The organism is Bradyrhizobium rifense, from assembly GCF_008123425.1.
GTDB classification, from domain to species: Bacteria; Pseudomonadota; Alphaproteobacteria; order Rhizobiales; family Xanthobacteraceae; genus Bradyrhizobium; species Bradyrhizobium rifense.
In genome coordinates this window covers 14,787-34,041 of record NZ_VSSS01000087.1, presented here as the reverse complement: position 1 = coordinate 34,041, position 19,255 = coordinate 14,787, and the positions used below count along the sequence as shown (strand labels likewise).

The 19,255-nt window shown below is 64.3% G+C and carries 20 protein-coding genes; 11 read left to right on the top strand and 9 right to left on the bottom strand.

Annotated elements, in window-relative coordinates; genetic code table 11:
• Positions 1 to 119 precede the first annotated feature (119 nt).
• The 5 genes from FXB40_RS43520 to FXB40_RS43500 are packed head-to-tail and all read left to right on the top strand — an operon-like array spanning position 120 to position 6,083.
• Positions 120 to 1,100: a BMP family protein gene (locus FXB40_RS43520; RefSeq protein ID WP_148778386.1), complete on the top strand. Its 981-nt coding sequence runs from the start codon at positions 120 to 122 to the stop codon at positions 1,098 to 1,100.
• Between the two features lie 54 nt (positions 1,101 to 1,154).
• The gene (locus tag FXB40_RS43515; protein WP_246208328.1) at positions 1,155 to 2,588 is read left to right on the top strand and encodes an amidase; all 1,434 of its coding nucleotides are present in this window, start codon (positions 1,155 to 1,157) and stop codon (positions 2,586 to 2,588) included.
• Positions 2,585 to 4,093, top strand: coding sequence for an ABC transporter ATP-binding protein (locus FXB40_RS43510; RefSeq protein WP_148778385.1), 1,509 nt, complete (start codon positions 2,585 to 2,587; stop codon positions 4,091 to 4,093). The genes FXB40_RS43515 and FXB40_RS43510 overlap by 4 nt, the downstream gene beginning before the upstream one ends.
• A complete protein-coding gene (locus FXB40_RS43505) occupies positions 4,093 to 5,142 on the top strand; it encodes an ABC transporter permease (protein ID WP_148778384.1) in 1,050 nt (349 codons plus the stop codon). Before FXB40_RS43510 ends, FXB40_RS43505 begins: the two co-directional genes overlap by 1 nt.
• A 44-nt stretch (positions 5,143 to 5,186) precedes the next feature.
• Positions 5,187 to 6,083, top strand: coding sequence for an ABC transporter permease (locus FXB40_RS43500; protein WP_430648188.1), 897 nt, complete (start codon positions 5,187 to 5,189; stop codon positions 6,081 to 6,083).
• A gap of 40 nt (positions 6,084 to 6,123) precedes the next feature.
• On the opposite strand, the gene FXB40_RS43495 is transcribed toward FXB40_RS43500, so the two are convergent.
• On the bottom strand, positions 6,124 to 7,698 hold the full coding sequence (locus FXB40_RS43495) for a S10 family peptidase (protein ID WP_148778382.1): 1,575 nt from the start codon (positions 7,696 to 7,698) through the stop codon (positions 6,124 to 6,126).
• 234 nt (positions 7,699 to 7,932) lie between these two features.
• Between FXB40_RS43495 and FXB40_RS43490 the strand changes: the two genes are divergently transcribed.
• The 3 genes from FXB40_RS43490 (at position 7,933) to FXB40_RS43480 (ending at position 9,965) form a co-directional block, all read left to right on the top strand.
• Positions 7,933 to 8,712, top strand: a complete 780-nt coding sequence (locus tag FXB40_RS43490; protein WP_148778381.1) for an NAD kinase — start codon at positions 7,933 to 7,935, stop codon at positions 8,710 to 8,712.
• 98 nt (positions 8,713 to 8,810) lie between these two features.
• A complete protein-coding gene (locus FXB40_RS43485; protein WP_148778380.1) occupies positions 8,811 to 9,356 on the top strand; it encodes a response regulator in 546 nt (181 codons plus the stop codon).
• A gap of 30 nt (positions 9,357 to 9,386) precedes the next feature.
• Entirely contained in the window at positions 9,387 to 9,965 is a 579-nt protein-coding gene (locus tag FXB40_RS43480; RefSeq protein WP_148778379.1) for an Hpt domain-containing protein, read from the top strand.
• 121 nt (positions 9,966 to 10,086) lie between these two features.
• Here FXB40_RS43480 and FXB40_RS43475 read toward each other — a convergent pair whose 3' ends face one another.
• The 4 genes from FXB40_RS43475 to folE form a co-directional block, all read right to left on the bottom strand.
• On the bottom strand, positions 10,087 to 11,262 hold the full coding sequence (locus tag FXB40_RS43475) for a DUF2336 domain-containing protein (RefSeq protein WP_148778378.1): 1,176 nt from the start codon (positions 11,260 to 11,262) through the stop codon (positions 10,087 to 10,089).
• A 160-nt stretch (positions 11,263 to 11,422) separates the two neighbouring features.
• Entirely contained in the window at positions 11,423 to 12,439 is a 1,017-nt protein-coding gene (locus FXB40_RS43470; RefSeq protein WP_187437536.1) for a lytic transglycosylase domain-containing protein, read from the bottom strand.
• Positions 12,440 to 12,601: 162 nt separating this feature from the next.
• Entirely contained in the window at positions 12,602 to 13,024 is a 423-nt protein-coding gene (gene hisI, locus FXB40_RS43465; protein ID WP_148778377.1) for a phosphoribosyl-AMP cyclohydrolase, read from the bottom strand.
• A gap of 27 nt (positions 13,025 to 13,051) precedes the next feature.
• The gene (folE, locus tag FXB40_RS43460) at positions 13,052 to 13,744 is read right to left on the bottom strand and encodes a GTP cyclohydrolase I FolE (RefSeq protein WP_148778376.1); all 693 of its coding nucleotides are present in this window, start codon (positions 13,742 to 13,744) and stop codon (positions 13,052 to 13,054) included.
• Between the two features lie 243 nt (positions 13,745 to 13,987).
• On the opposite strand from folE, the gene FXB40_RS43455 reads away from it, so the two are divergent.
• Positions 13,988 to 14,443, top strand: a complete 456-nt coding sequence (locus FXB40_RS43455) for an iron-sulfur cluster assembly scaffold protein (RefSeq protein WP_148778375.1) — start codon at positions 13,988 to 13,990, stop codon at positions 14,441 to 14,443.
• A 16-nt stretch (positions 14,444 to 14,459) separates the two neighbouring features.
• Here the strand turns inward: FXB40_RS43455 and FXB40_RS43450 are convergent, their stop codons facing one another.
• Complete coding sequence (locus FXB40_RS43450; protein ID WP_187437535.1) at positions 14,460 to 15,359, bottom strand: COG3904 family protein; 900 nt, start codon at positions 15,357 to 15,359, stop codon at positions 14,460 to 14,462.
• A 229-nt stretch (positions 15,360 to 15,588) separates the two neighbouring features.
• Here FXB40_RS43450 and yidD point away from each other — a divergent pair, with 229 nt between their 5' ends.
• Entirely contained in the window at positions 15,589 to 15,927 is a 339-nt protein-coding gene (yidD, locus tag FXB40_RS43445; protein ID WP_148778374.1) for a membrane protein insertion efficiency factor YidD, read from the top strand.
• 91 nt (positions 15,928 to 16,018) lie between these two features.
• Positions 16,019 to 16,231, top strand: coding sequence for a hypothetical protein (locus FXB40_RS43440; RefSeq protein WP_148778373.1), 213 nt, complete (start codon positions 16,019 to 16,021; stop codon positions 16,229 to 16,231).
• A gap of 1 nt (position 16,232) precedes the next feature.
• On the opposite strand, the gene FXB40_RS43435 is transcribed toward FXB40_RS43440, so the two are convergent.
• From FXB40_RS43435 to FXB40_RS43425, 3 genes are read right to left on the bottom strand one after another with little or no spacing between them, the layout of a single operon-like run.
• The gene (locus tag FXB40_RS43435; RefSeq protein ID WP_148778372.1) at positions 16,233 to 17,189 is read right to left on the bottom strand and encodes a PDR/VanB family oxidoreductase; all 957 of its coding nucleotides are present in this window, start codon (positions 17,187 to 17,189) and stop codon (positions 16,233 to 16,235) included.
• Positions 17,186 to 17,707, bottom strand: coding sequence for an MOSC domain-containing protein (locus FXB40_RS43430; protein ID WP_148778371.1), 522 nt, complete (start codon positions 17,705 to 17,707; stop codon positions 17,186 to 17,188). The genes FXB40_RS43435 and FXB40_RS43430 overlap by 4 nt, the downstream gene beginning before the upstream one ends.
• A gap of 55 nt (positions 17,708 to 17,762) precedes the next feature.
• Positions 17,763 to 19,076 (bottom strand): MFS transporter, encoded by a 1,314-nt coding sequence (locus tag FXB40_RS43425; RefSeq protein WP_148778370.1) that lies wholly within the window; start codon positions 19,074 to 19,076, stop codon positions 17,763 to 17,765.
• Between the last annotated feature and the right edge of the window lie 179 nt (positions 19,077 to 19,255).

The following is a 19,255-nucleotide window of genomic DNA, read 5'->3' as shown; positions in this document are numbered from 1 at the left end:
GGGCGCAGACCCAACACTCTCGGCCAGGGCACATTGCGCCCATTCTGTGGGCTTGACAAATTTTCCTCCGACTTCAACTCTCCTTGAAGATCGCAAGCGATTGTCGTGGATGGTTGAAGATGATGTTCTCAGTGTCACGTCGCAAATTCCTTACGGGTTCAGCAGCAGGCGGCCTTGCGCTCGCAGCGCCGCGCGCATTTGCCGCCGAGAAACTCAAGGTCGCCGGCATCCATGCCTCGCCCGTCGAAAATGCCTGGAATTCACGACTGCACGAAGCGCTGCAATCCGCCGCCAAGGACGGCGTCATTGAGTATGTGTTTTCGGAAGGCGTGTCTGGCACTGACTATCCACGCGCCATGCGTGAGTATGCCGAACAGGGCCACAAGCTGATCGTCGGGGAATCCTATGCGGTCGAGGCTCAGGCGCGCCAATTGGCCGCCGACTATCCGCAAACCGCGTTCCTGATGGGATCGAGCGGCAAGCCGTCAGGAGACAATTTCGGCACCTTCGGCACATGGAACCATGAGGCGGCCTATCTCGCCGGCATGCTCGCCGCACCTCTTTCCAAGAGCGGCACCTTCGGCACGGTCGGTGCGATCCCGATTCCGGAAGTCAACATCCTGATCAACGCGTTTCGATCGGGCGTGAAGGAAATCCGGCCCGACGCCAAATTCTTGATCGGGTTCATCGGCACTTTCTTCGATCCTCCCAAGGCGCGCGAATCCGGCCTCGCGCAAATCGACGCCGGGGCGGACGTCCTCTTTGGCGAGCGCATCGGTACGGCCGACGCGGCCAAGGAGAAGAAGATCAAGTCGATAGGTTCGCTGCTGGATTACACGCCACGCTACCCGGACACGGTGTTTGCCAACGCGATGTGGTACTTCCGTCCCATTCTCGACGCGGCAATCGCTGACGCGAAAGCCGGCGCCAAGGCGGGCAAGGACTACTCCTCCTTCAGCTTTATGAAGGCGGGAGGCAACGACGTCGTGTTCAGCAAGACCCTGGTCGCTCCGGAATCGATCGCCGCAATGGAAGCCAAGCGGGACGCGATCAAATCCGGCAGCTTCACCGTTCCTGTCGACCCCAAAGAACCAACCTAGTTTCTTGAGGAGTTGACTGGCACCGTTTCTCCCAGTCCTTCGGGGATGTGCATTTTGACAGACGCACCCGATCCCCAGGATGGTGTGACCCTCGGTGCAGCCATTCGTGCTGGACGAACGACCAGCCGCGAAGTCCTGGAAGCAGCCCTCGAGCGCGCAAGCGCCGTTGGCGAGTTGGGCGCAATCAGCCACCTCGCTGAGGACATTGGTCAGCAGCAGGCCGCAGCGATCGACGCACGCCGTGGACCGCTCGCGCAAGAAGATGGCGGTCCTTTTTGGGGCGTCCCTTTCCTGATGAAGGACCTCGGCGCGGCGGCCAAGGGCCTTCCCGTCGTCTGTGGCTCGCGCTCGCTCAAACCAGTGCCCGCCGGCAGCGATGACGAGCTTGCGCAGCGCTTCCGTAAGTCCGGACTTGTTCCGTTCGGCCTTACCACTGTTCCAGAGTTCGGACTGTCGCTGAGCAGCGAGCCGGCTCTGGGACCGATCGCGCGCCATCCTCTCGATCCGTCTCGGACGCCCGGCGGATCGTCCGGAGGTGCCGCGGCCGCCGTGGCCGCGGGCGTGGTGGCACTGGCGCACGCCACGGACGCCGGCGGTTCGATTCGTGTTCCGGCGGCCTGTTGCGGTCTCGTCGGGCTGAAGCCGAGTCGTGGTGCTGTCCCCGGAGGACCGAGCTTCCAAAACCACATCGGCGGTCTCGCCTCCGAGCTCGTCGTCAGCCGCACCCTCCGCGACACTGCGGTCGCCCTCGATTGCTGTAGTGGAGCGGCCGCCGGTCCCTACCCCGATCCCGACCTTGGCAAGCCGCTGGCCGATCGCCTCGACATCCCTCCCAGCGGCCTGCGTATCGGGCTCTGCTCCGAGGTCAGCGAAGGCACACCGATCCAGCCCAGCTATCGCGAAGCCGTGCGTCATGCAGGGTCCGTGCTGGCGGGAGCCGGCCATACGATCAGAAATATTGGTCCCGAAATTCTCAATCCTCTCGCTCGCGACGCCGCTCTGGTTTTTGACAGGATCATCTCGGTCAATCTGGCACGGACACTTGACGACGTCTCCGCCGTGGAGTTGCTGACCGCCGCCGTCGTGCAGCGTGGACTTGCCATCACCGCACGCGAACTTCAGGATACCGAGCTCACCGCCGTCCGTGTCGCGCACGCTCTTTGGCGGCTGTTTGATGAGGTCGATGTGATCATCACACCCATGTTGAGCGGACCGCCGCCGCTCATTGGGTCCTTTCCCATGGACCACGGCGATGTCGACCTGCACTGGCGGCGAATGACGGATTTCGCTCCCTACGCGATGATTTCAAATGTGGGTGGCACACCGGCGCTGTCGATCCCACACGGGATTGACGACCGGGGCCTTCCCCTGTCCGTGCAATTGATCGGCCCCATCGCAGCCGATGGCTTGCTCCTGCGCCTTGCGCGTCAGCTGCAAAGGGCCGTGCCGTGGCATTTCGCCGCGCCGATCGCCGGGTTGCCGCGATGAACGATATCGTCCTCAGCCTGGAGGGGATCACCAAGCGGTTCGGTTCGCTCATCGCGAACGACGATGTCACGCTGAACTTGCGGCGGGGTGAATTGCTGGCTTTGCTCGGGGAGAATGGCGCCGGCAAGACGACGTTGATGAACATTTTGTTCGGTCACTACGCAGCGGATGCAGGTCGCGTCGTCGCTTTCGGCCGCGAGCTGCAACCCGGGCGCCCTCGTGCAGCAATCGACGCCGGTATCGGCATGGTCCATCAGCACTTTGCACTCGCGGCAAATCTGACCGTGCTGGAAAACATCGTTGCGGGCACAGAGAGCATCGGTCGGCTTCGAGGTGACTGGCGGCGCGCGCGCGTCAAGCTCACGGAGATCGCCAGGCGTTTCGGCCTTGCGATCGACCCCGACGCCCGGGTGGGCGATCTCTCCGTCGGGGAGCGACAGCGGGTGGAGATTCTCAAGGCGCTTTATCGCGACGCCCGCATCCTGATCCTTGACGAACCGACCGCCGTGCTGACGCCGCAGGAGGCCGAGAAGCTGTTCGATACGCTGCGTGTCATGGCTGCGAAGGGCCTTTCGCTCATTTTCATCTCGCACAAGCTGCATGAAATTCTTGCCGCCGCCGATCGGATCGTCGTGTTGCGCGGCGGCAAGGTCACGGCCGAACGCATCACGGCGAACACCAACAAGAACGAACTTGCCGAGCTGATGGTGGGGCGGCCCGTCACGCGGCCCGCCCGAGAGGCACAACAACCCGGCGCGCTGGTCATGCGAGCTGAAAATGTCTGTGTCGCTGGCTTCAGGCCGCTTTCGGATATTTCCTTCGAATTGCGCGCCGGCGAGACGCTCGGCATCATCGGCGTGTCGGGCAACGGACAGTCGACGCTCGGGCGGCTTCTCGGAGGCCTCGTCAAGCCGACCGCGGGCAGCTTCGAGCTTCTTGGAGCAACCGTTACGGAGCCGACGCCGGCCTCGTTCGTTGCATGCGGTGTTGCCCGCATTCCCGAGGACCGGAATGTCGATGGCACAGTCAGCGACATGACGCTGTGGGAAAATTCCGTGCTGGAGCGGATCGGCGAGCGGCGCTTTTCAGCCTTCGGCCTGGTTCGCCGATCAGGTGCGCGCGCCTTTGCGAAAACCATCATCGAGCGGTTCGATGTCCGCGGCGGCGTGCCCGACACACCGATCCGCCTGCTGTCAGGCGGCAATATGCAGAAGCTCATTCTCGGACGAAACCTTCTGACCTCACCGCGTATTCTGGTTGCGGCCCAGCCGACACGGGGGCTCGACGAAGGCGCGGTTGCAGCCGTCCACGCCGAAATCCTCGCCGCACGTCGCGCCGGCGCCGGGGTCCTTCTCATCTCGGAGGATCTCGACGAGATTTTGCAACTGGCCGATCGGGTCCAGGCGATCGCTAACGGCCGTCTCTCGCCGTCGATCCCGATCGAGGATGCAGAACCGCGCCGGCTCGGCCTGATGATGGCTGGCGCCTGGAGCGAGATGGCTTGATGCGGCTCGAACGACGCGCCAGTGTTCCAGTGACGCTCGCCGTTGCGGCTCCGTTCGGCGCCGTTCTGGTCGCGCTGTTGCTCGCCGGCATTCTCATTGCGATGACCGGCGCGCCGGTCCTGGAGGCCTACCGGCGCATCCTGATCAGCGCATTTGGTTCAAAATCCTCGATCACCGAAACGCTCACGCGGGCGACACCATTGATCCTCACCGGCCTCGCGGTGGCCGTCGCCTTCCGGACGCGTCTGTGGAATATCGGTGCCGAAGGCCAGTTCTATTCCGGAGCGCTTGTCGCGGCGATGCTGGGCTCGCAACATGGGCTACAACTGCCCGGCGCAGCACTGATTCCGATCCTGATGGTCGCGGGCGCCGCGGCCGGCGCGATATTGATGCTCGCCCCGCTCGGGCTGCGACTGCGGTTCGGAGTCGACGAAGTGGTCACCACGCTTCTGTTGAACTTCATCACGATTTTGACGGTGTCGATGATGATCGACGGCCCGCTGAAGGACCCCATGGCCTTCGGCTGGCCCCAGTCGGTACCGATCGTTGGTGATGCATTTCTTCCCAAGCTCGTTTCGCGCTCCAGGCTTCATATCGGATTTCTCATCGCTATCGGCCTCGCCCTCCTGATCTGGCTTGTCCAGGAGCGAACAGTGTTCGGCCTCGAGACTCGCGCCGCAGGCCTCAACCCCGCGGCGACCACCTTCGCCGGCATCAAGGTCAATCGTCTGCTCGTAAAGGTCGCCTGCATCTCAGGCGGCCTCGCCGGCCTTGCCGGTGCGATCGAGGTTCTCGGCGTGAAAGGATATGTCACGACCGACCTGTCGCCCGGTTTTGGCTACACTGGTATCATCGTCGCAATGCTCGCAGGCCTGAACCCGATCGGCGTCGTGGTCACGGCCATTTTCGTCGCCACAATATTCGTCGGGTCGGATGGGATGAGCCGCGGGCTCGGCGTGCCGAGCTTCATTGCCGATGTCATCGTGGCCTTGTCGCTGCTGGCCGTGCTGGTGGCGCTGGTCCTGACCAATTACAGGATCCGCCGTTGACCGCCGCACTGGACCTTTTCGCATCCGCTGGCCTCTGGGCAGCCATGCTTCGCATCGCAACGCCGCTCATCTTCGGCACGCTCGGCGCGCTGCTCTGCGAACGGTCGGGTGTTCTCAACCTCGGCATCGAGGGTATCATGACATTCGGCGCCATGGTCGGCTGGCTGACCGTCTATCATGGCGGCGATCTCTGGCTCGGTTTGCTCGCCGCGGCACTCGCTGGGGCTGCGTTCGGTCTGCTGCATGCGCTTCTCACCGTCCCGCTCGGTGTCTCCCAACATGTCGCAGGCCTCGGCATCACGCTGTTCGCGTCGAGCCTGGCCTATTTCATCTTCCGTCTCGCGATCCCCGTGTCCGGTTCGCCACCGACAATCGTGCCATTCCAGGTCCTCCAGATCCCGCTGCTCTCGAACTTTCCGTTTCTCGGCGAGGCGCTGTTCCACCAGACGGCTCCCACCTACGTCGCGATTCTGCTCGCCCTGTTGCTCGGTTACCTGCTGGGCGCCACGCCATTGGGGCTAGCCATCAGGATCGTGGGAGAGAATCCGCATGCGGCCGAGGCCCAAGGGCTTGATCCGATCGCCATCAGGGTCGGTGCGATCGCGTTCGGCAGCGCCCTCATGGGCCTGGGCGGTGCGTTTCTCACCCTGTCGGCCTTCAACAGCTTCTTCCCGACAATGGTCCAGGGACGTGGCTGGGTCTGCATCGCACTCGTCGTCTTCGCATCATGGCGCCCGACACGGGCGCTTCTCGGCGCGCTGCTGTTTGCACTCTTCGACGCCTATCAGCTCCGCCTCCAGCATATCGTTGGCAAGGCTGTGCCGTATCAGCTTTTCCTGATGCTTCCCTACGTGATGTCGATCGTCGCCCTGCTTGTGATGGCGCGGCGTGCGCGGGTCCCGCAGGCGCTGATGCAACCGTTCCGGCGTGGAGAACGATAGGATCCACTCGCCATGCAATGAAGCATGCCTCGCCGATCCCCTACTCCCTGATCAATCCCTCGACCTCACCACGCAGCGCCTGCCGCGAGCCATCGCGCGAATAGAACATGTGGCCGCCGGGATAGACGACGAACTTCACCCGCGACGTTACGAAGGCCGGCAGCTGATCGAGCGCCCGCTTCGTGCCGAAATAGGGCGTGGCGAGATCGAACAGGCCGTGCGCGACCAGCACGTTCAGCTTCGCATCGGTCGCAAGGATCTGGCGCAGCTCCGACAGCGATTGCGGCGGGTTGATGCCGCCACCAAAGTCCCAGTTGCGCTCGACGGCGCCGTTGAGGACTTCATAGGAGCCGTCGGGCCGCCAGTTCAGTTTTCGCGTGAGCACATCGACAGCGGCACTCGTCAGCGGCGCCTGGAGCGCATCGCCCGAGGGATCGCCGAAGCGCGAACTGCTCGAATCCGGATAGGGATCGAGGCCGCGCACGGAGGCGTCGTAACGCCCGGTCACCATGCCGTTCTTGCGGTCGAGCGCGCGGCGGAATTCGCCGACGTCGAAGCGCCCGGCAAGGCTGCGGCTCACAGCTTGATCAATGCCGGTGAGCTCGGCGACCTTGTCGGCCAGGCGATTGGTGGCCTCCTTGTCCGCCTCGCCCTTGACGAGATCGGCTAAAAATTCGCCGCGGGCGTAGGTCTCGACGTCAGCGAGATCGGCGCGCTTGACCGGCCCTCTGGCTTCGCGCGCGACTGCCACGTAGCTCGGCAAGGTCGCGACATATTGCAGGAGGCTCGTGCCCGTGAACTCGCGGAAATCCAGCAGCGGCGACACCAGGATCAATCCTTTGACGCCGACGCCGTGCTGAATCTGCAACTGGCGCACGACCTTCGGCCCGCGAATGCCGCCATAGCTCTCGCCCGCGACATATTTCGGCGAGGTTAGGCGGTTGTGCTTCTCGAGCCAGCGGCGGATGACGAGCGCAATCGAATTGACGTCGCCATCGACCGAATAGAACCGCTTGCGTGCATCCTCGCCGCTCGCGATGACACGGCTGTAGCCGGTGCCGACGGGATCGATGAAGACGAGATCGGTGAAATCGAGCCAGGTCTCCGCGTTGGGCTTCACCTCGGGTGAGGCCGACGGCGACAGCCCCTCGCCGTCGAGCGGCAGCCGCCACGGCCCGGCCGCGCCGAACTGGAGCCACGCCGACGAGGCGCCGGGCCCGCCGTTGAACAGGAACGTCACCGGGCGCGTGGCGCGATCGGCACCGTCGAGCTCATAAGACGTGGTGGCGATGTCGGCGAGCGGCTCCCCCTTCTCGTCGAATATGCGGATGGAGCCGGCGGTCGCGGCAAAGTTGAGGGTTCGGCCCGGCAGATCGAGGGTCTGCCTGGTGGTCTGGTCGCCCGGCAGACGATGCTGGTCGGCGGTCGATGGCGAGGCCTGCGCGGCATTGCCGCCGCGCCCGCCCTTCTGTCCCACGGGCGCCGCCGCCTCGTTGCGCGGCTGCGGCGGATCGTCCGCGCGCGCCGAGTCTCCGGGCGCCAACCCCGCGAACGCGAAGGCAGACACCGCCAGCACCAGCCCCGCGTAGCGCAGCGTCGGCAAGCTCATGATCATGATTGTTCTCCCTGACCTGCCCGTCGGTCGCTGGCCGCAGCTGTAGCCGGCAATTGCGACAGTTTGGGGGATCGGGGGCCCCGGAAGGGCTTTCCGGGCCGATCTGCATGGCTTTTGCCGTCCCCAACCGACCCGTTTGCCTTGCCGGGCGGCATCCTCGACAATAGAGGCCCAGGTCGTATAGACGACCTCGGCGGAACTCTTTCTCAAGCCAGCGACACCTGCCTGGAAGCCATGACCAAGCCATCGCGATACGACCGGATCGCCTTCGTCGCCAGCCCGAGCAGCGAGGCAGAGGCCGCCTTCCACCAGCTCACCACGCAATACGGCAATTGCGATCCGGGCGAGGCCGACGTCGTGGTCGCGCTCGGCGGCGACGGGCTGATGCTCCAGACGCTGCACCAGCACATGCGCTCGGGAAAGCCGATCTACGGCATGCACCGCGGCACGGTCGGCTTCCTCATGAACGAATACTCGGCGCACGATCTGCGCGCGCGGCTTGAGGCGGCGCATGAATCCGAGATCAACCCACTGCTGATGCGCGCGACCGATACCAATGACCGCGTCCACCTGCATCACGCCATCAACGAGGTCTATCTGTTCCGCCAGACCTCCCAGGCGGCGCGCCTGCGCATCCTGATCGACGAGCGCGAGCGCATGCCCGAGCTGATCGCCGACGGCATCATCGTGGCGACGCCGGCAGGCTCGACCGCCTATAATCTCTCCGCCCAGGGGCCGATCCTGCCGATCAACGCCGCGCTGCTGGCGCTGACACCGATCAGCGCCTTCCGGCCGCGGCGCTGGCGCGGGGCCCTGCTGCCCAACACCGCCTATGTCGTGATCGAGGTGCTGGAAGACGACAAGAGGCCCGTCGCAGCCGTCGCCGACCATGAGGAGGTACGCAGGGTCCGGCGCGTCGAGATCCTGTCGGACAAGACCATCTCGATGCGCATGCTGTTCGATCCCGGCCACAGCCTGGAGGAACGGATCCTGCGCGAGCAATTCGGCTACTGAGCTCCCTGCCCGGGGGCAGGCCGGACGCCCGTTCGCAACGCTTCGTTAACCCTCCGCGCGATATGGTTAATGAAAGTTGACCCTTTGGCCTTGGCGTCATGTTTCGCATCGACTTCAACAAGCTGCGCTTCCTCGTCTGCGACGACAATCCGCACATGCGCCGCATTCTGCGGACGCTGCTGCATTCGTTCGGCGCGCGAGAGGTCTACGAGGCCGAGGACGGCGCCACCGCGCTGGAAATGTACAGCCACTACGTGCCCGACATCGTCATCACCGATTGGGCGATGCCGATCTTCGACGGGCTCGAGCTCGCGCAGATGATCCGGCAGCCGGACTCCAAGGGCAACCCCTACGCACCGATCATCATGCTGACCGGCCATTCCGAGAAGCGCCGCGTCACAGTCGCGCGCGATGCCGGCGTCACCGAATTCCTGGCCAAGCCGATCTCGGCCAAGGGCCTCTACCAGCGCATTCTCAACGTGGTCGCCAGTCCCCGGCCCTTCATCAAGACCAAGACCTATTTCGGCCCGGACCGGCGCCGCAACACCAACTCCGCCTATATGGGCCCGGAGCGCCGCGTCGGCGAAAAGCACGAGGTGCTCCAGCAGCCCTCGCTGCTCGACAAGGCCCGCTCCTCCATCTAGCGCAACGTCTCACCCGACGAGGCAGGCATCATGGCGAAGAACAGCGCACGAGACATCGAGGTCAAGGCCTTCGCCACGCATCAAATCATCACGCAGCCCAATCCGCTGCGTAAAGTTCTGCGCCGGGTCGATAAAAAGGACATGGACGATCCGATCGCACGCGCCGAGCAGGCGCTTGCCGATCTGTCCGGCGAGTTCAAGATCTGGATGACGACCGAGGTCAATCGGCTGTCGTCTGCCTACGTCGCCATCCGCAACGACGGCTTCACCAAGGGACGGCGCGACGAGCTGTTCCACGCCGCGCACGACATCAAGGGCGACGCCGCCACGTTCGGTTTTCCGGCCGCGGCGGGCGCTGCCGAGAGCCTGTGTCGCATCCTCGAGCACGCGCCGGATCTCGAGAGGGTACCAGCCGAGCTGTTCACGCACCACATCAACGCGATCCTCGCCATCGTGCACGAGAACACCAAGCTCGACAGCATCAGCGTCTCCGCCGAGCTCAGCCGCCGTTTGCGCAAGGTCGCCGACGACTACCTCGCCGACGTCAACCGCGACCGCCCCGAGCATCTCGAAGTGATCCTCGCGCCGAGCATCGTGCCGGCGGAATAGCGCTTTCCTCTCGTCATTGCAGAGAGTGTAGGGTGGGTTAGCGCAGCGTAACCCACCACTTCTGTCACCGCCGAAATTAAAGAGGTGGGTTACGCCTTCGGACCCACCCTACGGCGTCTCGTTACGCCGCGATCAGATCGTCATACACCGGATCGATTGTGTCTTCCGCGACGAGCTCATCGCAGAACAACCTTGCCTCTTCGCGCGCGGATTCGGTGGCGAAGCGGCGCAGCAGGACCATCAGGGGCTCGGTGGCACCGCGGTCGGTCTCGCAATGGGTGAGCACGCGCTCGACCATGCGCCGACGCAGCCGCGCCGCGGTGTCGTCGGTGTCGACAAAGCCCTGCTCGTGGCAGGCATCGAGCGCGACCTGGAACGCCGCAAACGTCGCCTCGGGCAGCCCGGCGCGACGGAGCAGCGCGTGCAGGCTGTTGCCGCCACGGTCGTGCAGCAGCGCGGAGACGCGCGCGAGCGGCAGATCGGCCAATTCGGCCAGTGCCGCATCAAAGAGTTCGAGATTGCTCGACAGCAGCGCGCGCAGGATCAGGCCCGCGGTGAGCTGGCCGGTGATCCGCAGATGCTTCACCAGGCCCTGCATGTCGTCGCCGCGCGAGCGCGCCGCGATGTTCATGGTGGAGCGATCGCGCGCCTCAATCGTCACGCGCTCGGCACGGTCGGCGCTCAGCCAGTTCCGCGCCACGACGAACTGCGCCAGCGTCTCGGAGAGCTTTGCCACCAGCGCCGCGCGCGTTGCGGCCGGAATGTCGTCCAGCACCAGCATCGCCTCGCGGATCGCGGCGAGATGGCCGTGACGCTCGACGATGCGATTCCACGAGAACGGTGCCAGCTCGGCGTGAGGATTCTCGATCAGCTCCAGCGCAGCGGCCGCGCAGCCGACCTCGGCAATGGCGGCGCAGACCGAGACCGGCAGCGCGATGCGGCGGGCGACCGCACATTGCACCTCGTCATTGCCGGTCGCGACGATGTCGACGAGATCGGCATCGATCAGCAGCGGCGAATGTTCGAGCACGGGCAGCGCCACGGTCGGCTGGTCCGCCGACAGCGCCCGCACGATCGACGCCGGCGCATCCGTGCTGCGCGCAAACGCCTCGGCCATCGCCTGCCGTACCAGCGGCGATGGATCGTCGAGCAGCATCAGCAGCGCGCCTTCGGCAGCGACACGGTCGTCGTGAGAAAGATCCGAGATCAGCCAGGCCCGGGCCAGTGCCCGCGTTGCCTCCGCCCGCTCACCGGCGGGCGCAGTCCTGATCCAATTGATGAACTGCCGAACAATCATTGTGCTTCCGGCTTACGCAACGAAAAAACGAAACGGTGACGGCTTGTCACCTGCAACACAAAATAAACCACGACGCTTAACAAAGCGTTCACCATAACTGGCTGGTTTTGTTGATGATTTGTTAAGGGAACAGAGCAGCCTAACGGCTGCGATCGCGCAACTAGCTCGAGAACGCGCCGGTGCGATCGCTGAACAGATCGAGCGGCTGCGGCGGCCGCACGTCGGGCGTCGCTGACGCAACCGAGGTGAGCGAGGCGTTGTTGCCCCACAATTTCTGCACCGTCGTCGAGACCGGCTGGGTCGCATCGCCGGGCTGATAGATCGAACGGAATGCCGGCGTGATCGGCGTGTTGTCAGCGACCGTCGTCGACGATGTCGCGCTCACCGGCGTCACGCCGCGTGCATCCGGGAAGGTCTGGAGATAGGCGGCGCCATTGACCATCGGCACGGTGGGCTGCACGCCGTTGGCGCTCGCGACCTGCGTCGTCGACGGCGTGTCGCCATACATCGCCATCGCGCTGCGCGTGGATCTCGCATTCGAGGCGCTCGCATAGCGCGCGTTCAGCACCGAATAGACTTCGGAAACGCTGCGCGCACGGCCATCCTTGGCGTAGAAGATCGAGCGGTTGGCGGAGGCCGCATTGGGAAACAGCCGCGCACCCACGGCCTGCGGGTTGTCCTCGGCATTGGCGATCAGTTTCGCCGCGCCGCCGACGCCCATGAAGTGCGCCATGTAGAGCTCGCTGTCGGACGGCCTACGGCCGAGCAGCCCGGTGAGCTTGAAACTGTTGGACTGTGTCAATGCCGCCGCCATGCTGGACGCGGCCTCGGGATCGTCGCGCAGCTTCATAATCGAGCGCTTCATGAAGGGATCGTCGACGGTATAGGTGCCCGACGAGGTCTTGCTGATGGCGTCGGAATAGTTGCCATAGCCGAGCTGGGGGCCCGCCTCTTTCACCGTACCGAGCCAGGTCTGGTCGATGAACTGATAGAGCCCATGGGCAGACGAGGTGGTGGCGCCGGCCGACGGATCGAAATCCGATTCCATCTTGGCGGTGGTCAGCATGTATTCGAAGCTGACGCCGGTCTGGCTCGAAGCCTGCTTGATCGCGCCCGCAACGCGCCGCGATGAGTCGGTTGCGGCCGTCTGCGAGGCATTGGAATTGTCGACCGACATGATGGCGTGACCGGCCCGCGCGGCGTTTGAGCGGCGCCGGCAATTCGGACGCCTGATCGTCCCACCGTGGGACAATTATGGTTAACGCGGGGTTAATTCCGTGGGCGACCCCTCCCCGAGTCATTCCGGGCTCGCGCCTTCGCGCCCCCGAATGACAGCTCGCTATTTCTTGTAGACCGCGTTCGGATCGAACAGCCTGTCAGCATCGACGAAGACGAGCTTTGCACCACCGCCCTCGGCCTCGACCTTGCGATAGAAGCAGGACCGGCGGCCGGTGTGGCAGGCGGCGCCGATCTGCTCGACGCGAAGCCAGACCGCGTCCTGGTCGCAATCGGTGCGGATCTCGACCACGCGCTGGGTCTGACTTGAGGTCTCACCTTTTCGCCACAAGGCATTGCGCGAGCGGCTGAAGTACCAGGCTTCGCCGGTGGCAATAGTCTTGCGCAGCGCCTCGTCATTCATATGCGCGACCATCAGCACGTCACCGGTGGCGACGTCCGTCGCCACGCAGGTCACGAGGCCGTTCGCATCGAACTTGGGGAGGAAGGCCAGGCCTTCCTCGATCTCGTGGGAGTGAGCGGACACGACAAATCTCGCCAGTTGTTCGCGAGGTCAGCGCGTCATGCCTCGCACCATGGACAGGAAGCGGGCCTGCTCCGCCGGGTTGTCGCGGAACATGCCGGTGTAGCGGCTGGTGAAGGTGGAGGCGCCATGCTTGGCGACGCCGCGCACCGACATGCAGGTATGCTCGGCCTCGATCAGGACGGCAACGCCACGCGGCTTCAGGATCTCATCGATCGCGGCTGCGATCTGCGCCGTCAGATGCTCCTGGGTCTGAAGCCGGCGGGCGAAGATGTCGGTCAGGCGCGCAAGTTTCGACAGGCCAACGACGCGTTCCACCGGCGTATAGGCGATGTGTGCCCTGCCGTAGAACGGCATCATGTGATGCTCGCATTGCGAGGTGAACTCGATGTCGCGCACCAGCACGAAGTCATCATAGCCGGCGGTCTCGCCAAAAGTGCGGTCGAGCACCTCGGCGGGGCACTGGTGGTAGCCCTGATAGAGCTCGTCGAAGGCCTCGACGACGCGGCGCGGCGTATCGAGCAGGCCCTCGCGCCCGGTGTTCTCGCCGATATAGGCGAGCAGCGTCTTGACCGCAGCTTCAGCCTCGGCACGCGCCGGGCGCGGCTGGTCGGCGCGGACGGCGGCCGCGAGGAATTCGGCAGGATCGAGCTCGGCCGGGCGGCTCTCGAGCTGCTTGTCAGAGGGCTTGCTCGGGCGGATGGATTTGATTGCAGCGTCCATATCGACTCCGTTCGACGGCCTCGCGGCCGGAGTGTCACCGGCAGACGGGGCGGACAAGCCGCCGGACGCCTGAAGAGAACAGTATTTGGCGAAAGAGGTCTCTTGGCAAGAACGCCGGCAATGCAGATCTGGATCATCGCCGACGCACCGCCGGACTGTTTTTCCGCCAGTTCCGACCCTATATAGGACCATGGATCGCGCCCGCCAAGGCCGATCCGGCAGGTAAGTGCTGGACTCCATCACATGCTGAACGACATCTATAACAAGCGGATCATCGAGCTGGCCGGGAATATTCCGCGCCTCGGGCGGTTGTCGGCCCCCGATGCCAGCGCCACCGCCCATTCCAAACTGTGCGGCTCGACTGTGAAGATCGACCTCAAAATGGAGGGCGACACCGTCACCGACTTCGCGCATGACGTGAAGGCCTGCGCGCTGGGCCAGGCCTCTTCATCCATCATGGCAAGTCACGTGGTCGGCTCGACTGCGAGCGAACTCCGTGAGTTACGCGAAACCGTTCGCAAGATGCTGAAAGAGAATGGTTCGCCTCCCGAAGGCAAGTGGGAGGAAATCAAATTCCTCGAGCCGGTCCGCGACTACAAGGCGCGCCACGCTTCGACGCTGCTGACCTTCGATGCCGTGGTGGACGCGATCGGCCAGATCGAGGCCAAGGCGAAGCAGCCGGCCACCGCGCAGGGCTGAGCCTGGACTGAAGCTCTTACTTCTGTGGTGCCGCGGCCGGTGCTGCCACGGTCCCGGTGGGGACCACAGCTTCCGCCGTCTTGGTCGACTTGGCAGGCTGCGCCTGCTCCTCGCCGAACCTTGCCTGCGTCTTCGGCCCAAGCTCCGCCAGCGCAGGCGCCATGACGTCCACATGCGGCAGCACGTCAGCCACCAGATCGGTCGTCACGAGATTGGTCAGCTTCAGCTCGGCTGCGTCGAGCTCATGGAGATCTTCCCAGGGCGGCACGTTGAGCGCGAGCGACAGGAGGTCGCCGGCCCCACCCATGTCAAAAGTGTATTTGGCGAGCCGGCCGATGTCGCGTTCCACGATCATCAAATCCTGCGCGCTGTAGCTCGCCGCCTTGGCGTCATCGGCGCGGTCGCCCATCCAGATCTGATGGACGCGGACATGGGCCGCTTCCGGCACGTAGCGCTTCTTGCCGGCCAGCAGCAGGAATACGCACATGGATTCGCAATAGGCTTCCGAGGCGACCGCCGGACGGGCGCTCTGCCCGCCGCCGCCCTGCTGAGTTATGCCGACGGTGGTGAGAAGGCCGAGATTGCGGAAGCGCCGGCCGAGCGTGATGGCGTCGTTGACGGAACCGCCGCTGGAATCGAGCACGACGGTCGCGCCGCCGAGCTGGCGTCCGCGGGCGAAGTCGTCGAAATCTTTCGGTGTATCAGCAGTGATGATGCCGACCGCGCTGACCCAACCGCGGCAGTTGGGCTCGCAGGCGACCCAGCCGAATTTCATCGGCAGCTTGCGCTCTTCGAGTGAAGCGCCAGCGCTGGCCGACGAGCCGAAGGTCGCGACGGCACCGGCCAACACGACCCCACAAGCGGCGGTTCCCACCAGCAACCAGCCACGTAGATTGAGCGACCTCAGAACTTTCAAACTGGTCCCTTCCCCAAGCCCCAAGAGCGTTCAGGCAAGCCCCGTTTCGACGTTCCAGTGAGTCTCACATGAACGTCACAAAAATGGTATCCGGGGGAATACAGATCGTCCATAGGTACTTGCTGCAGTGCTCCCAGAAAGCAGGCAAACTATGGCGTGGACACAACAGCCCGCTGTTCCCTGCATTGGAACTGCACATCAGCGCGCACAGGATGTCGGCACAGCGCACATGAAGCACTCAACTTGCGAGCAATGTTCCACCCCCGCTAACGAAGCGATGCGGCTACCCCGCAGATTCGGTCGCGCGCTGATCTGGCTTTATCGACACACCCTGTCGCCGCTGGTCGGCTACAACTGCCGCCATCTGCCGACCTGCTCCGTGTATGGCGATGAGGCGATCGAGCGGTTCGGACTCTGGGCCGGCGGCTGGATGACGCTAGCACGCCTGTTGCGCTGCAACCCATTCGGCACCTCAGGCATCGACAACGTGCCTCTCGCCGCGCCGAAAGCTGCGCGCTGGTACCTGCCCTGGCGCTACGGCCGCTGGCGCGGCGTCAACGGTTCGTAAGCATGCTGCGGTGCTTTGCGCATCGCAGCTCTGAGCGGAACAGGAACTTTTTCCTCGCGTTGTTGTGTTGCTCCCCAGGGAGGAAATAACAATGCGCTGGAAAATCAGCCCTCATTTTCATTTTAGGCTTGGTCCGCATCTTGGCTTTCATCCGCGGGATCACGATCCCCGAACCATCGACATGATCGCGATCGTCGCGCTGCTCGTGCTCGTCGTCGGCTCCGGCTGGTATCTGGCGACAAGCCTTGCAACGCCGCCCGGCACGACGGCATTCATCGTGCCGAGCCAGAGCGTGCACTGGTAGCCTAGAGGTCCAACACCAACCGCTCCCCGTCTGACCCCGCGACGCAAACCATGAGATAGCGCTCACGCTCATAGGGCGACAGGATACGGTCGCGGTGCACGGGCTTGCCTTCGATCCATCCGACCTTGCAGGCGCCGCAGATGCCGCCGCAGCACGAGGCTCCGACGTCGATGCCACCTTCCTGCAAGGCGTCCAGCATGGTCTGGCCGGCCCGAACCTGGATTTCGGTGCCCGAGCGCAGCAATGACAGCGTGAAGGGTTTTGTGTCGGGATCGATGACGGGCGGCGGTGCGACGAAGCGCTCGACGTGAACATTGGCTGCCGGCCACGTTGCGGTCACACGCTCGAAATCGTCAGTCATGCTTTCAGGGCCGCAGCAGGCGACAAACGTTTCCGATCCGCCCTCCCCGACCAGCGCCGCAAGATCAGGTCGCCCAGCCCGGGACGTGCGATGCACGACGACGCTGCTCGCATCAATCAGCGAGGCGAGGTGCGCGGAGAGCGGCACCTCCTCGCGCACAATCAGATGCAGCGTGAAGTCGGCCTCCCCCGTTCGCGCGAGGTGCCGCGCCATCGACAGGAACGGCGTCACGCCGATGCCACCTGCGATGAAGACATGGCGTGCGATGTCTGCACTAGGGTCTAAGCCGCCGCGCGGCAGCGAGACGCCGATGACATCGCCAATCCCGATCTCGTCGTGAAGGGTGCGCGAACCGCCGCGTCCGTCCGCCTCGCGCTTGACCGCGACGACATAACGCGTGTTGTCGGCGGGCTCGTTGCACAGCGAATAGGTCCGCACGAGCCCATTCGGCAGATGCAGGTCGATATGCGCGCCAGGCTTGAACGGCGGCAGCTCCCATTGGTCCGGGTCGGTCAGCGTGAACAGCTTGATGCCTGCACCAGCCTCCTCGATGCCGGCGACGACCGTCTTGACCGTCGTGATCGGGCGCGCCTTCATGTCACGTTCCGCACGGTGTCGCCGACCCTGACGATGCCGCCTTGCAGGATCTTGCAGTTGAGGCCAGAGCGGTTGATCAGGGGATCGAAGATCGCCTTGCCGGTGATCTCCTCGATATGTCGGCACGGTATCGAAAGGCGCGTTGCTTCCAGCAGGGTCTCGCCCAGCCAGAAGCGGCGGCCGACCAGATGGTTCAACGGCACACCCTCGACGGTGACGTTGCGCCGGTGCTCCTCGGGGCCGAGCGCGATGCCGGCGTCGCGTCTCAGCGCAACCAGCGTCTCGAGCTCGAACAGGGTGACCTGGCGGCCCTCTTCAGGCTTGTGCGAGTAAAACCCCTCTTCGTTGCCGATCATGTAGCGGTCGCCCTCGATCCCGCGGCCGGCGACGAGAGTGATCGATTCCGCGGCGCGCATCGGCAGAAAGGCACGCGGGGCGAGATGAAGAAAGCGCACCACGCCGGTCCAGCCGAGGCGTGCCGCGCTCTGCGCCGAACCGGCGCTGATGGTATCGAGCATGGCAAAATCCTTGTGAGAAGCGATGGCGCGCCGCAAGCAGCGGCGCGCTGCGGGATCAGGTCAGTTCCTTGTTCGCCATTTCCGGCGCGAACGTGGTTGCGGTCGCCGTGATGGCGGCGCAAGCGATCAGCAGCAGCGACACCGGCCAGGTGGCGCCGCCGCTCCAGGCCATCAGCGAGGCTGCAATGAGCGGCGTCAAACCGCCACTGATTGCCGCACCGACCTGAAACCCGAGCGAGGCGCCGCTGTACCGCAGCCGTGCGGAGAACAGCTCAGAGTACCAGGGCGCGCCGATGCCGAACATCACCATCTGGCCGAAGGTGATCGCGACCACGATGGTGCAGATGACGATGGTGGGATCGCGGGTGTTCAGCAGCCAGAACAGCGGGAAGGCAAACAGCGCCGAGAACAGGCAGCTCGCGTAGAACATCCTCTTGCGGCCGACGACGTCGGACAGCCAGCCGAACAAGGGAATGGCGAACAGCGCGACCAGTGATGACGCGAACGCACCGTTCAGCACCACCGTGGGGGACAGGCCGAGATTAGCCGTGGCGTAGGACATCACGAACACGCCTCCGATGCTGGCATAGGCAATCTCGGAGATCTTCAGCCCCACGGCGGTGAAGAAGGGCTTGCGATGATGCCTAAAGATCTCGACCAGCGGCAGGCTCGCGACATCCTTCTTGGCCTGAACCTGACGGAACGCCGCGGTCTCCTCCATGTTGAGGCGGATATAGAGACCGACGCCAACCAGCAGGATCGAGATCAGGAACGGAATCCGCCAGCCGTAAGTCATGAAGTCGCTTTCCGGCAGGCTTGCCACCAGCGCAAACATGCCGATCGCGGCGAGATTGCCGATGGGATTGCCGACCTGCACCATGCTGCCGAGCAGGCCGCGGCGGTGGGTCGGACAGTTCTCGACCACCATCAGCACCGCGCCGCCCCATTCACCACCGAGGCCGATGCCCTGGAGGAAACGCAATCCGATCAGCAGCAGCGGCGCGGCGATGCCTATTTGCTGGTAGGTCGGAAGCAGGCCGATCAGAAAGGTGCCGATGCCCATCACCATGATCGTGATTGCAAGCATCGCCTTGCGACCGACCCGGTCGCCGTAGTGACCGAAGATCGCAGCACCGAGCGGTCGCGCCAGAAATCCGACCGCGTAGGTGCCGAAGGCCGCGATGGTGGCGAGCGCGGGGTTGCCGGCGGCGAAGAACACCTTGTTGAAGACCAGTGCGGTCGCCGTGCCGTAGATCAGGAAATCGTACCATTCGACCGCGGTGCCGATCACGCTCGACCACACGATCCGTCGCAAGCTCGCCGCCTCGTCCGGCGCTACGTTCAGGGCTATGTCGTCTGCTACGGTCATCGATCTCTCCAAAAGGTACCGGCGCCAGGGAAAAGCAGTTGGTTCGGTCCGCGGAGCCCATCGGCAGCCGGGACGGTCAAAATCGATCATGTTTACTGCTGGAAATCAATATCGTGAAACGCGGCGATTGCCACTGATCGCGGCAGAACGCGTCATTTGCCCCATTTTTTGGCGATTTT